Source organism: Streptomyces alboflavus (assembly GCF_000716675.1).
GTDB lineage: Bacteria > Actinomycetota > Actinomycetes > Streptomycetales > Streptomycetaceae > Streptomyces > Streptomyces alboflavus.
Map to the genome: position 1 here is coordinate 111811 of NZ_JNXT01000008.1, position 13345 is coordinate 125155.

Annotated in this window: 10 protein-coding genes and 1 riboswitch; of the genes, 4 read left to right on the forward strand and 6 right to left on the reverse strand. The window is 74.8% G+C overall.

Annotated elements, in window-relative coordinates; translation table 11 throughout:
* Nucleotides 1-58: 58 nt before the first annotated feature.
* Genes OO63_RS08750 through OO63_RS08765 form a run of 4 tightly spaced genes read right to left on the reverse strand, consistent with a single transcriptional unit; the run spans nucleotide 59 to nucleotide 6763 of the window.
* Nucleotides 59-1765, reverse strand: a complete 1707-nt coding sequence (locus OO63_RS08750; protein WP_031192312.1) for an ABC transporter ATP-binding protein — start codon at nucleotides 1763-1765, stop codon at nucleotides 59-61.
* The gene (locus OO63_RS08755) at nucleotides 1762-2961 is read right to left on the reverse strand and encodes an energy-coupling factor transporter transmembrane component T (RefSeq protein WP_031192313.1); all 1200 of its coding nucleotides are present in this window, start codon (nucleotides 2959-2961) and stop codon (nucleotides 1762-1764) included. The genes OO63_RS08750 and OO63_RS08755 overlap by 4 nt, the downstream gene beginning before the upstream one ends.
* A gap of 2 nt (nucleotides 2962-2963) precedes the next feature.
* On the reverse strand, nucleotides 2964-3923 hold the full coding sequence (locus tag OO63_RS08760) for a hypothetical protein (RefSeq protein WP_397622204.1): 960 nt from the start codon (nucleotides 3921-3923) through the stop codon (nucleotides 2964-2966).
* Nucleotides 3923-6763: a prenyltransferase/squalene oxidase repeat-containing protein gene (locus OO63_RS08765; protein ID WP_107066793.1), complete on the reverse strand. Its 2841-nt coding sequence runs from the start codon at nucleotides 6761-6763 to the stop codon at nucleotides 3923-3925. Before OO63_RS08765 ends, OO63_RS08760 begins: the two co-directional genes overlap by 1 nt.
* Nucleotides 6764-7028: 265 nt before the next feature.
* A riboswitch (cobalamin riboswitch) is annotated at nucleotides 7029-7177 on the forward strand.
* Between the two features lie 118 nt (nucleotides 7178-7295).
* Here OO63_RS08765 and OO63_RS08770 point away from each other — a divergent pair.
* Nucleotides 7296-8714, forward strand: coding sequence for a hypothetical protein (locus tag OO63_RS08770; protein WP_031192316.1), 1419 nt, complete (start codon nucleotides 7296-7298; stop codon nucleotides 8712-8714).
* Nucleotides 8715-8769: 55 nt separating this feature from the next.
* Here OO63_RS08770 and OO63_RS08775 read toward each other — a convergent pair whose 3' ends face one another.
* The gene (locus OO63_RS08775) at nucleotides 8770-9318 is read right to left on the reverse strand and encodes a heme-binding beta-barrel domain-containing protein (RefSeq protein WP_031192317.1); all 549 of its coding nucleotides are present in this window, start codon (nucleotides 9316-9318) and stop codon (nucleotides 8770-8772) included.
* An 84-nt stretch (nucleotides 9319-9402) separates the two neighbouring features.
* A complete protein-coding gene (locus OO63_RS08780) occupies nucleotides 9403-10230 on the reverse strand; it encodes a hypothetical protein (RefSeq protein ID WP_157853961.1) in 828 nt (275 codons plus the stop codon).
* A 357-nt stretch (nucleotides 10231-10587) separates the two neighbouring features.
* Between OO63_RS08780 and OO63_RS08785 the strand changes: the two genes are divergently transcribed.
* The 3 genes from OO63_RS08785 (at nucleotide 10588) to OO63_RS08795 (ending at nucleotide 13316) form a co-directional block, all read left to right on the forward strand.
* Entirely contained in the window at nucleotides 10588-11421 is an 834-nt protein-coding gene (locus OO63_RS08785; RefSeq protein ID WP_031192319.1) for a hypothetical protein, read from the forward strand.
* 185 nt (nucleotides 11422-11606) lie between these two features.
* On the forward strand, nucleotides 11607-11963 hold the full coding sequence (locus OO63_RS08790; RefSeq protein ID WP_030363899.1) for a DUF779 domain-containing protein: 357 nt from the start codon (nucleotides 11607-11609) through the stop codon (nucleotides 11961-11963).
* A gap of 69 nt (nucleotides 11964-12032) precedes the next feature.
* The gene (locus OO63_RS08795; protein ID WP_397622197.1) at nucleotides 12033-13316 is read left to right on the forward strand and encodes a phosphodiester glycosidase family protein; all 1284 of its coding nucleotides are present in this window, start codon (nucleotides 12033-12035) and stop codon (nucleotides 13314-13316) included.
* Nucleotides 13317-13345 lie beyond the last annotated feature (29 nt).

A 13345-nucleotide genomic window follows, 5' to 3' on the forward strand; every position in this document is an offset into this window, starting at 1 on the left:
GGGGTGATCCTGATCGCGGTGGTACGGGTCACGGGGGTACGGGGCTGCGCGCGCTCGCTCACCGGGCCCCCGCCTCCGCCGTCGTGAGCGCCGCCGACACCTGTTCCACCGTCAGATACGGCAGCGGCGCGAGCACCTTGGCCACCTGCGGCGCGAACACCGGTGAGGCCACCACGACTTCGGCGGCCGGGCCGTCGGCGACGATCTCGCCCTCGGCCATCACGACGACCCGGTCGGCGGTCCTCGCGACGAACTCAACGTCGTGCGTCGACACCACGACCGCGCGCCCCTCGGCGGCCAACTCGTCCAGGATCGCGGTGAGTTGTGCCTTGGCGCGGTAGTCGAGACCGCGCGTCGGCTCGTCCAGGAGGACCACACCGGGCGCGGCGGACAGCTGGATCGCGAGGACCAGGGCGAGTTTCTGGCCCTCGGACAGGTCGCGGGGGTGGGTGGCGCCGTCGATGCCGGGGGCGAGGCGGTCCAGGATCGCGCGGGCGCCGGGGCCGTCCGGATGCGCCGACTCGGCGTCCGCCTGGTCGAGTTCCTGCCGCACGCTCTCCAGGTAGAGCAGGTCCGTCGGGGTCTGCGGGACGAGCCCGACGAGGCGCCGGGCCTCGGTGGCGGCGACGGCGCCCGGGTCGCGGGAGCCGTCCTCCTTGCCGGGGCCCGGGTCGCGGGAGCCACGCTCCCTGCCGGAATCCGCCCCGAACGGCACCACCCGCACCGTCCCGCCCGTCCGCGTCCCCGACCCCTGGAGCGCCCACAGGAGCGACGACTTGCCGGAGCCGTTGCGGCCCATCAGGGCGGTGGTCTCGCCGCCGCGCAGCTCCACGTCGGCCTCGCGGACGGCGGGCAGGGCCTGGCCCCGGTAGCGGACGCTGACGCCCCGCGCGTCCAGGAGCCGGGTCCTTCCGGCCGCCGGGGCCGGGGGCCGGGCGGCGGGGACGGGCGCCCCGGCGAGGCGGGTGCGCAGCGGGGCGGCGGCGCGGCGCGCGTCGCGGACCGACAGGGGCAGCGGCGTCCAGTCGGCGCGGCGGCCGAGCTCCACCACCGGCGGGGCGATCGTGGTCGTACGGAAGATCTCGGCGGGCGGCCCGGAGACCACCCGGCCGTCGCCCGGCAGGTGCAGGACGCGGTCGGCGTACTGCACGACCCGCTCCAGGCGGTGCTCGGCGAGCAGGACGGTGACGCCGAGGTCGTGCACGAGCCGGGTGATGGCCGCGAGGACCTCCTCGGCGGCGGTCGGGTCGAGGGCGGAGGTGGGCTCGTCCAGGACCAGGACGCGCGGGTGGGCGGTCAGGACGGAGCCGATCGCGACGCGCTGCTGCTGGCCGCCGGACAGCTCGTGCAGGGCGCGGTGGCGCAGGTCGGCGAGGCCGAGCAGGTCGAGGGTCTCCTCGACGCGCTTGCGCATGGTGGCGGGCGGGACCGCCAACTGCTCCATGGCGTAGGCGAGTTCCTCCTCCACGGTGTCGGTGACGAAGCCGTCGAGGGGGTCCTGGCCCACCACCCCGACGACGTCGGCGAGTTCCCGGGGCGGGTGGCCCGCGGTGTCGCGGCCGTCCACGGCCACCGTCCCGTACAGGGTGCCGCCGGTGAAGTGCGGGACGAGGCCGTTGACCGCGCCGAGGAGGGTGGACTTGCCGACGCCGGTGTGGCCGACGACGAGGCAGAGTTCGCCCTCCTCGACGGTGAGGTCGACGTCGGTCAGGACGGGTTCGACGGTGTCGTCGTACTGGACGCTGACGTGGTCGAAGGTGATCACTTGGCGGTGGCTTTCTCGGGTCGCCGGGCGGGGACGCGGGGCGCGGCCTGCGGGGCGGTGGTGGGCAGCGGCGGGGGCGCGAGGAATCCGGCGGCGCCCGCGAGCAGGATCGCCGCCGTCGGGACCAGCGGCAGGCTGGGCCAGCTCAACGGGTAGAGGGACGGGTTGAGTTCGGCCGCGTCGAAGCCCGCGCCCGCGAACAGGAGCACGGCGGAGAGGACACCGCAGGCGGCGACGGCCCACTCCTCGAACCGCCACGGGTCGGGCCGGTACGCGGTCCGGGTGACGCGCCGCCCGCCGAGCCGCAGCCCCGCCACGCACAGGACCGCACCGGCCGCGAGCGCGGGCAGCCCGAGGAACGCGGGCGTGGAGGCGTCGAGCAGTCCGTACGCACCGGCGCACAGACCGCACATGCCGAGCAGCATCAGCGCCCCGGTCAGCCGCCGCGACGCCTTCGTGGCGCTGCCCGCCCGGCCGTAGCCGCGCGAGTCCATGGCCGCGGCCAGGCGCAGCGAACGCTCCAGGGCGTCCTCCAGGACGGGCACCACGACGCCCCGCAGGGCCCGCAGCCCCTTGGTGCGGCCCGCGCGCAGGCGCCGGGCGCGGTGCACACGCTGCACGCTCTGCACGAGTTGCGGGGCGACGCTGATCGACACGGTGACGGCGACGCCGAGTTCGTACAGCGCGCCGGGCAGGACGCGCAGCGCCCGCTTGGGGTTGGCGAGGGTGTTCGCGGCACCGATGCAGCACAGCATGCAGGCGAGCCGCAGCCCGTCGATGGCGGCCGAAAGCACCGCTTCGAGGGAGACAGGGCCGCCGAGTTGGATGCCCGCGTACCAGTCGGGGGTGGGGATGTGCGGCAGGGAGAACAGGAAGTGGTCGTGGGGCGTGATGCCGGTGGCGAAGACCGCGCGGAACAGGACGCGGATCGCGACGACGGTGAGCGCCAGGTACAGGTAGTACTTGAAGCCGCGCGCCCACGGCGCCTCGGTGCGGCGCATGCCGATCACGTAGCCGAGGACGGCGAGGACCAGGAAGAGCAGCAGCGGGTTGTTGGTGCGGCTCACGGCGGTCGCGAGCGCGAGCGCCCACACCCACCAGGCCAGCGGGTGCAGGGTGCGCGGCAGACGGCGCTCGTCCGCGCCCGGCAGGACACCGAGCGCGGGCGGACGTGCGGTGGGGTGACGGCGGCGCACCCCTACTCCGTACGGCGGCGGCGCTTGGCCGCGTACGCGCCCGCGCCGCCGACAAGCAGCACCAGGGCGCCGGTGAGGGCGGCCGGTACGTACGAGCCCGCGTCGTGGTCGGCGTCGGCGGCCGGGGCGGCGTCGACGACCTTGGTGGAGGGGCCGGGCGCGGCCTTCGCGTCGCCGGAACCCGCCGACGGCGAGGACTTCTTGGTGGCGGAGGGCGACGGCGACTCCTTGGGCTTCGGCTTCGCCTTCCCCTCCTTCTCGCCCTTCCCGCCCTTCTCGCCCTTCTTGTCCTTCTTCGGCTTGGGTGCGGGCTTCTCCGTGACGGGCCGCTCGGGCGCCGGGCCGGTGTCGACGCCGGGCGGCAGCGGCTTCGCGGTCTTCGTCTGGTGCGGGGCGGGGGCCTTGCCGCCGACGGGGCGGGAGTTGCGGGCGCGCAGCTGGTTCGGGCTGACCGTCGGACGGCCCTTGGTGCCCTCGATGTTGGTGCCGCCGAAGATCCACAGGTCGACGCTGCCCGGCTTGGGCTTGTAGAGCATGGCGCCGAGCTGGCTGTACTCCCAGGTGTTCTCGCCCGGGTCGGCGTGCCAGTACGACCAGTAGGCGGTGGCGGGCGGCGTGAGGACGCAGTCGTCCTGCGCGGGCGTGGGGAACTGCTTGCCGCCCTTGTAGCCGCTGTATCCGATCCGGCAGATGAACGCGGGGCCGTCGTGGCCGGTGCCGGTGGTGCGCCAGCCGCCCTGGTTGAGCAGTTCGTAGCCGGTGGTGGGCGTGGTGCCGCAGGAGCGCAGGATCGGCCCGCCCCAGTCGCTGAAGTCGACGGCGAGGACCGCCCCGGACCGGGTGGTGCACTGCCCGATGGGCCGGGGCGCGGCGGCGGCCTGACCGGTGGTGGCGGCGAGCGCGCCCGCGGCCAGGGCGAGGGCGCCCGCCGCGCTGAGGGCGGTGCGCAGGACGCGGCGGATCACCGGGGGCCTCCCGCGAGGCCGCCGCGGCGGCGGGCGACGACGAGGGTGCGCCAGCCCGCGAGGCACAGGACGACGGCGGCGAGGGCGAGTCCCGTCACCTGCGCGCCGGTCGAGGCGAGGGGTCCGGTCGGGGTGTCCCCCGCCGCGGAGCCGCCCCCCGAGCCACCCTCCGGGCCGCCTCCGGGCGTGACGATGTCGGTGCCGCTGCCGCCGTCGCCGGGAGCCCCCGCAGGGTCGTCCGACGACGCGCCCGGCGGCTGCGGCCGGGTCCCGTCGAGGTCCCGTACGAGCGTGCCGAACGAGGTGCCGAGGGCGCCGCCGAGCGCCTGCGTCGAGGCGCGGACGTCGGAGCCGCGCTGCCCGCCGGCCGCCACGTTGAAGCCGCCGTCCCGGTTCTGCTGCTTGGCCAGGAACTTCCGGGCCTTCTTGATCTGCGTCTTGTACTTCGGGGCGTCCAGGGAGAGGCCCTGGACCGCGAGGGCCGCGGAGTTGACGGAGTCGCCGGACGCGCCGGGGAACCCGCCGCTGCGCAGCTGCTTGGACGCGATCCACTTCAGGGCCTTGGTGACGGCCTTGTCGGACCGGGTGTCGCCGACGAGGTCCAGGGCCATCGCGGCCATGGCGGTGGAGTCCACCTCGGAGTCACCGGTCGGTGGGATGAGGCTCGGCCAGGCGCCGGAGGTCTTCTGCAGGCTCCGCAGGTACGTGACGGGGGCCGCGGCCGCGCGCTTCTCGCCCGCGCGCAGCTGCGCGATGACGGCGAGGGACTGCGAGAACACCGAAGGGGCGTACCGGTAGGCGCCCTTGGCGGCGCAGCTGCGGTCGGCGCCCTGGCTCTTCTTCTTGCACACGGCCTTGCCGAGGGCCGCGATCAGGTCGTGGCCCGCGAAGTCGCGCGGGTCACGGCCGACGGCCTGGGCGAGTACGGCGACCTTGCCGATGGAGCCACCGGCGGCGTGCGAGGTGCCCACGCCCGTCCAGTCGTTGACGGTGCGCCGCCCGGAGCTCGCGTCCTTGCCCTTGCCGTCGAGGAAGTCGACGATGCCGCGCAGCACGTTGTTGTTCGTGCCCGTGGCGGCGAGCGCGTAGGCGCCGTCGATGGTCAGGCCGTAGTCGGCGAAGCCGGTCCCGGCGACGTTCTCGTAGTAGTGGCCCTTCTTCAGCCGGGAGCCCGCCGTGAGGTAGGCGGTGCCCTTCTTCAGGTCGGGGCCCTCACCCGCGCGCCACGGCGGCTTCACGCCGGAGGTCGGGGGCTTCACCGGGTCCGGGTCGGAGGGGTCGGTGGGGTCGACGGGCGGCTTCGTCGGGTCGACGGGCGGCTTGGTCTGGTCGGGGCGCTTGGTGGTGAGCGCGGCCAGGCTGGTGCGCGCGCCCGCGAACGCGGCGGCCCAGGTCGGGAAGATCGCCGGGTCGGTGGCGTCCTCGTCGGAGCCGAAGCCGCCGGACTTCGTCTGCTGCCTCGACAGCCAGGACACGGCGGCGTCCGCACGCACGGTGTCGCCGAGGAGCCGCATCGCCTGGGCGGACCTGGCGGTGGCGGTGACGTCGCCGGTGGTGACGCCCGGGTAGGCGGCGACGGCGCCGGTGGGCAGTTGGGCGCCGCGCAGGTTCTTGCGGGCCTTCGCCACGGCGTCGGTGTGGCCGCCCGCCTGCTGGAGGGCGATGGTCGCGTACGGGGTGGTGGCGGGGTCGCTGTAGGAGCAGGTGTCGCCGTCGCGCATGAGCGTCGGGCTGAAGCCGCCGTCCTTGCACTGGTGGGCGGCGACGCGCGCGACGGACTCGGCGGGGATCTTCCGGCCCGCGCGGTGCAGCGCGAGCACGGCGAGGGACTGTGTCTCCACGTCGCCGACACCGGGGAAGTCGCCCTTGGCGACGCAGTCGGCGGTGCCGCCCGCGGTGCACACGCTTCTGCCGAGGTCACGGGCCAGGTTGTGGCCGCCGAAGGAGTGCGGGTCACCCTCGGTGCTCTCGGCGAGCAGCGCGAGCAGGGCCGCGCCCAGCGGGCTCGGGGCCTTGTCGGTGCCCTGCGGGTAGGCGAACTCCTCGGTGCGCGCGGCGAGGTAGGACTTCATCCGGTCGAGGGTGGTACTGCGGCCCTTGGTGGCGGCGAGGGCGAGGGCGGTGTTCGCCGTCTGGTAGAGGTTGGCGCTCTCGGCGCCCTCGTCGCGGACGTGGTCGCCCTCGGTCAGCCGGCCCCTCAGCCAGGCGTCCGCGGCCTTCAGGTCGACCTTGCCCGGCTTGACGTCGGGCGGGTTGTCACCGGGGTCGGTCTGGCCGCCCGCGCGCACCTGGGCGGGGGTGAAGGTGGGGCCGCCGCTGGTGCCGTCGGGGTCGGTGGCGCCGAACACCCAGGCCTCGACGGAGCCGTTCTTCGGCTTCTGGCTCATGGCGCCGAGCGGGCTGTACGTCCAGTAGTCCTGGCCGGGCGGGGCGATCCAGTACGACCAGTAGGCGGTGGCGGGCGGAGTGAGCTTGCACTGCTCCTGGCCCGGCGTCGGGTACTGCTTGCCCGCGTTGAACTCCTTGTGCCCGAGGCGGCAGATGAACGCGGGCCCGTCGTGCTCGGTGCCCTCGGTGCTGAATCCGGCCTCGTGCAGCAGGTCGTAGCCGGTCGTCGGCGTCGCGTCACAGCCGCGCACCACACCGCCGCCCCAGTCGGCGAAGTCCACCGCGACGACCGCGCCCTTGGTGCGGGTGCAGGAGCTCATCGGGTCGGCCGCGGCGGGGGTGGCCGGGCCGAGCAGCAGGACGCCGCCGCCCAGCGCTGTCGCGGCCGCGCACAGCAGCGCGAGACCTCTCGTGCGTATGCTCCGGACCCGTCCGGTTCCCTGCCCCACCACTGCCCCCCGGGCGTCTGCCGCACCGGACTTCGTGTGGTGGCGGGTCCGGGGCCGGGGCCCGTGTGGAGAAACCGTCCGAACCACGCCGTAGTCCGCGACGGCGTCAATCGCTAGCCCTCAGTCCAGGTAATCCGGCTCGCCCGCCGGGCACTTGAGGTGCTCGGCGAACCTACGGTTGCGGGTCAGCGCCGGACTTCGACCGGCTTCCCCTGATGACTGAGCTTGGAATCGGCCGAATTAGAGCACAGTTGCGAATGCGCTGGCAAGGGTGTGCGGGTTCTGTGTGCTTCGAGTACCGTCCTGTGCTGCCGATCGGGGGAATCTGGTGCGAACCCAGAGCTGACGCGCAGCGGTGTGGACCGGCAGGGAGCCGGGCCGAGCCCGAATGCCCGAACGGCCAGCGTCAATGGACGTCGACCCCACGCGCTCGGGCGACGGCCGCGTGCCGTCCGGCTCGGGTCCGCGCACAGGGGGCCCTGCCGCGGGGGGACGTGAGGCCGCCGCCCCCTCACCCCGGGAGCTCCCCGACATGACCTCGTCCCGTGCCGCCCGCCGCACCCTCCTCGCCGTGCCCACCGCCCTCGGCGCGGTGGGCGCCCTCGTCCTGACCGCGCTCCCCGCGGCCGCCACGGCCACCCCCGGCCAGATAGCCACGTCCAAGACGAACGGCGTGAGCTATCTCAGATCCCTCCAGGGCGCCGACGGTTCGTACGCGGGCGCGGGCCTCTCCAACGAGTGGGCGTTCTCCGCGTTCGCCTCGGCGGGCACCGCGGCCGCCGACGTCAGCCCCGGCGGCGACACCTCCAAGAACGCCCGCACCGTGTACCGCGCGCACCTCGCGGCGCCGGGCTGGCCGGGCACGTCGCCGGTCGTCACCGACTACGAACGCGGCATCATCAACGCCTATTCGGCCGGCATCGACCCGGCCCGCGTCTCGGCGAGCCGCAACCTGATCGCGGACACCTACGGGCACTGGCAGAACTCCGCGCCGGGCTACTGGGGTTCGCCGTCCAACTTCAACGGCACGGTCTTCGCCCTGATCGCGCTGGGCGGCGCGAAGACGCAGTCCGGCGCCAAGCGGGTGCCGCAGGCGCTGCTCGACCGGTCCGTCGCCACGGTCCGCGCCAACCAGCACAACGACGGCGGCTGGAACTTCGGCAAGGCCGAGGGCGACCCCGACGCGCTCGCCACGCCCGGCGACATCGACATGACCGGCGCCGCGATGGCCTCCCTGTGCGTGTCCGGGGTGCCCGCGACCGACCCCGCCATCACCAAGGCACGGGCGTTCCTCAAGTCGAAGCTCATCAACAACTCCGGCGCCTTCGCCGCCATGTTCGGCGCCAACACCGACTCCAACGGCTGGGCCGTCTCGGGCCTGAACGCCTGCGGCATCAACCCGCAGACCGGCGACTTCCTCACGCCCGCGGGCAAGACCCCGGTGGACTTCCTCATCGCCCAGCAGTTCAAGCCGGGTGGCGGCTTCAAGTACCTGCCGACCGACACCACGCCGTCCGCGTACGCCTCCATCGACGGCCTGCGCGCCGTGGCCGGGGGCGGCTTCATGGCCGCACCGCCGACCCCGACGACGGCGGGCGCGTCCCGCTGGGCCGCCACCTCCGACTTCACGCCGGGCACCGCCACCAGCCTGGCCCTGACCGTCGACGACGGCACGTCGCTCAAGGTCTGCTCCGTCGCCTTCACGCCGACCGCCAAGACCACCACGCTCGGCGCGGTCCTGGACGCGGCGTCCTCGTCGGCCACCCCCGCGGGCTGCGTCACGTCCGTCACACCGGGCAGCGGCACCGGCACCATCACGGCCCTCAACGGCAAGGCCAACAGCGGCGGTTCGACGTGGAAGGCGAGCGTCGACGGCGCGGCGGCCGGGGCCGCCGCACGGAACAAGGAGATCAAGCTCGGCGACACGATCTCGCTGCGGTACGGCAGCTGACGACGGCGGACCGCCGCGCCGGGCGGGCCGGTTCGACCTGCCCGGCGCGCGCGTCCTATTGCTCGCGCTTCTCGCGTCGCAGCACCGCCCGCAGATGGTGCTGCAACGGCTGGCCGACGGCCGCCAGGTCGTGGACGAACGTGAGCGTGTCGTCGGCCAGGGTGTAGCGGCGGCGGGTGGCGTCGACCTCCTTGGCGGTGGGGGTACGGGCCACCTCGTGGGTGCTGAGGTCGACGGCGCCGTCGACCGCGTGGCCCACGGAGATCTCCGCGATGCCCGTCGGCTGGGTGATCAGCGCCTCCACCCGGCCGTCGGGCTGCAGCCGCCACCAGCCGCTCTCGCGCGCCGAGGGCCGCAGCGGCGCGTCGTCGCCGTCGACGAGCCAGGCCCGCGCCTCGTAGCGGAGGAAGGGCCGCCCGTCGTGGCTGAAGGTGACCTCCTGCGCGTACGTGAAGTCGGCGGCGAGCGTCGGGTAGGTGCCCTGGCCCCGGCCGCGCCAGGTGCCGAGGAGCCCGAGGACCGGCGTGAGCAGCGCGTGCGGCGCGGGTGCCTCGTCGGGGCGGAGGCCGTCGGGGTAGGGGTTCTCCGGTGCGGCGTCGAACACGGGGTGCGCTCCTGAGGTCGAGGGCGGGGTCGGCTGGGCCGAACGTCGGGGCCGGGGCCGGGTGGAAGCCTAGAACGCCGCCGGCTACGCGGGCGCCCGCCCCGCCCCCGCCCGCCCGCCGTCCGCAAGGAAGTCCCGCACCGCCGCGACGAACGCGCCCCGCTCCTCGTCGAACCCGGTCCGCGGCCGCAGCCAGCGGTCCTCGGCGGCCAGGTGGTCCCAGGACACCGGGTTGCCCGCGACGGCGAGCAGCCGCCGCAGGTCGTCCTCCGTCAGGACGCCGCTCTCCACCGGCGCGCCGTCGTCCGCCAGGACGCCGCTCCCCCGGATCAGGTCCTCCAGGAAGTCCAGGTCGTCGGGGCGCTCGTCCTCGTCGCGGTCGCCCCAGCGCTCCAGCATGTCGTGGGCGACGAACGCGCAGCCGTGGGCGTCGTCCTCGCACCACTCGGCGTTGCCCGGACACCACCGTCGCTCCAGGGCGCGCAGCGCGGACCGCACCACGGCCCGCCGGGCGGCGTACCGCTCCATGCGCGCGCACCGCTCCCGCACCGCCTCCGCGTGCCGCACGACGCACTCGGGACCGAGCACCCGCAGCCCCGAACACGCCTCCGTCAGCGCCTCGCTCCTGGACCGCAGCACCTCCGCACGGGACCGTGCCTCGATCTCCCCGAGCCGCCACACCACGTCGGCGAACGCGTCCGAGGCGCGCAGGAACACCGTCCACGCCTCGCACCGCTGCGCCTCCAGCCGCAACTCCCGCTCCACGGCGGCCTGCGAGCCCACCGACTCCAGGGCGACGCGCCGCCCGGACACCGTCTGCCAGCGCGCCATCATCACGGCGGCGAGCGCCGCCACCCCCGAGAAGGCCGCTCCCAGCGCCGTGAGAGCCGTGTGCACATCCTGTACGCCCATGCCGCGCAGCCTGCCGTCCGGCCGCACCGCGCCCCGGCATATGACAGCAACAGCACGCACCTTGTGCCCATCCGGGCCCAAGGGTGTCGCCCCCTGTCCACGACCGACCGATACGTACGCCTGGAGCAGTGCCGGGAGCGGCACCCGTCGGCGCAGGTCGTCGAGGCCCTCGCGCGCACAGCGGCGATCTGCTGCGGACGGTGTTCCTCGACCCGGGCGCGCGGGACTTCTCCCCGGACGGGGCCGGACGGGGAGCGAGTGGTGGCGAGCGCCGTGGCCGGGCTGCGCCTCGCGTACGGGGACGGACGCCGCCGGGCCGGTTGTCGTACCGTCACAAGTGTGACGTAGCGTGTCGCCATGTCCACGCCGCCACCACCGCCCCCGCAGGGCTTCGGCCCAGCTCAGGCCCCCTACGGGCAGCAGCCCCCGCCGTCTCCGTACGCCCCGCCGCAGCACCCGGGACAGGCCCCGCCCCAGGGCCAGTACGCGCCCTTTCCCGCTGCTCCCGGGCCCGCGCCCTGGGGCGGGCAGTACGGCGGACCGCCGCAGGGCGGGCGTCGCACCGGCAAGATCCTCGGCATCGTCGGGGGCGTCGTGGGCGCCGTCATCGTGATCCTTGTCGCGCTCGCCGTGATCGGCAGCACCACGGACGCCGGGTTCCCGGAGGCGAAGTACCGGCTGCGGATGCCGGGCACGCTGCTCAACGGGACCTACAAGCTCGCGCAGGACCTCTCCGACACGGCGGGCCGGAAGGTGGTCGAGGAGAACAAGAACCGCTCCAACGTCCGGGACCCGAAGGCGGTCGTCGGCCAGTTCAACGGCAGGGGCACGTTCTCGCGGAACGCGCTCGTGGTCTCCGGGATGTACGGGCGCTTCAAGGATCCCGGCGAGGCGCGCAAGGACCTGATGGAGGGCTCGGCCGGCGCGGACGGCGCCTCGGTCGCCGTCCCCGCGCGGGACATCACCCCCAAGGGCTCCGACCTCACCGTGCGCTGCCAGGTGCTCAAGTCGTCGCAGAACGGCGTGACGAGCAACGTTCCGCTGTGCGCCTGGGCCGACGACAACACCGGCGCGGCCGTGGGCCTGGTCACCCCCGAGAGCGCGACGCAGGACCCCGACGCCATCGACCTCGACAAGCTCGCGGAGACGACGCTTCGCGTGCGCGAGGAGATGCGCGAGCCGATCGGCTGACGTTCACCGGCATCCGGGGCGGGCGGTCTGGGGGCCGCCCGCCCCACCCGTACCTCGCACCCGCTCCACACGTGCCTCCCGGGACCGTCGCAACCTCCTCGCAACGTCCGGCCGCGTTGACTGGACCGGCCGCGCCGTCACGGTGCGCCGTCCGCCGTCCGCCGTCCGGAGGAGTGCGATCGCCCATGGCCGAGACCCCGCGCGTGGAACTCACCGCTGCCGCCGCCGATCTGCTGCGGCGGCTGCGGGCGGCCCACGGCCCGCTGATGTTCCATCAGTCCGGCGGCTGCTGCGACGGCAGCGCGCCGATGTGCTACCCCGACGGTGAGTTCCGCACGGGTGACTCCGACGTCCTGCTCGCGTCGCTGGACGTGGCGGGGGTGGCGGAGCCAGTACGGTTCTGGATGTCCAGGAGCCAGTTCGAGGTGTGGAGCCACACCCGGCTCATCGTCGACGTCGTGGAGGGCCGGGGCAGCGGCTTCTCCCTGGAGGCGCCCGAAGGCGTGCGTTTCCTGATCCGTTCCCGGCTCGTCGGGACGTAGCCATCGCCGTCTGGTCAACTCCTCCTGCCACTGGGACAGTTGGCAGCCCGTCCGAGACGAGGGGGACCTGTGACACGGTGTACGCGACGTAGTGCCCGGCGCAGAACCGGCACCCGGCGATGGGCGGCCCGAAGAGGCCCCTTCGCCGTCCTGACCGTCCTGACCACGCTGGCCGGTGCCGCCCTCACGGGGGCGGCACCGGCCAGCGGCGCTTCCGGCGACGACACGGCGGCGAGCACGCCGATCGCCCCCGGTGTGGAGTACCGGGACTTCGACATCCCGACCCCGCGCGGCCCGGCCCACGCGCACGTCCTGGAGGTGAACCTGCGCGATCCGCGGGTCCGCCTCGGCCTGCTCCACCCGGGCGCGGTCGGCGCCCGGCAGACCGTGTCCGCGATGTCCGACACCGCCGGTGCCGTCGCGGGCGTCAACGGCGACTTCTTCAACATCACGGAGACCCAGCACCCCGGGGTCGAGGCGACCGGCGCGCCCGTCGGACCCGCCATCGCCTCCGGCCGCCACCTCAAGGCCTCGGTGCCCAACGGCCAGCGCTTCGGCCCCGCGCTGCCGCCCGGCACCACCACCGAGGACGTCCTGGGCGTGGGCATCGACCGCAGGGCGCGCCTCGACCGCATGGCCCTGGACGGCCGCATCCACACCCGGTCGGGCCGGCTGCCGCTGCGCGGCCTCAACCAGTACGCCCTGGCGGAGGGTTCCGTCGGCGCGTTCACCAGCGCCTGGGGCCAGACGTCCCGCGTGCGGGCCACCTGCGGCACCGACACCGACCGGGGCGCGCCGTGCTCCGCCGACACCTATGAGGTGACAGTGCGTCACGGGCGGGTCGTGGACCGGGCCGACACCCCGGGCCGCGGTCCCATCGCCGAGGGCACCACGGTCCTCGTCGGCCGCGAGGCGGGCGCGCAGGAGCTGCGCAAGCTGTCGCCGGGCGACCCGGTGCGGGTGCGCCACCGCCTGGTCGCGGCGACGTCACGCGTCCCGTACAGCTTCGCGCTCGGCGGCTACCCGCTGCTGCGCGACGGCGCGCCGCTGCCCGGACTGGACGACCGGGTCGCGGCCGTGCGCACCTCGGCCGGCGTCTCCGCCGACGGCAAGCGGCTCTACCTCGTCGCCCTGGACGGCGGCCCCGAGTTCCGCGCCGGTCTGACGATCGCCGAGGTCGCCGCCTCCTTGCGCGCCCTCGGCGCCGACGACGGCTTCAGCCTGGACGGCGGTGGCTCCAGCACGCTGGCCGCGCGGGAGCCGGGCGCGCCCGCGGTCTCGGTGCGCAACCATCCGAGCGGCGGCGCGGAGCGCCCGGTCCCCAACGGCATCGCGGTGTTCTCCCGCGGCTAGGGCCGGTACGGGCGCGGGGGCGCCGCCCG

Bases quoted from the DNA above. Each gene is read 5' to 3' on its own strand.
- OO63_RS08770 (WP_031192316.1), top strand. From the start codon at position 7,296: ATGACCTCGTCCCGTGCCGCCCGCCGCACCCTCCTCGCCGTGCCCACC.
- OO63_RS08780 (WP_157853961.1), bottom strand. From the start codon at position 10,230: ATGGGCGTACAGGATGTGCACACGGCTCTCACGGCGCTGGGAGCGGCC.
- OO63_RS08785 (WP_031192319.1), top strand. From the start codon at position 10,588: ATGTCCACGCCGCCACCACCGCCCCCGCAGGGCTTCGGCCCAGCTCAG.
- OO63_RS08790 (WP_030363899.1), top strand. From the start codon at position 11,607: ATGGCCGAGACCCCGCGCGTGGAACTCACCGCTGCCGCCGCCGATCTG.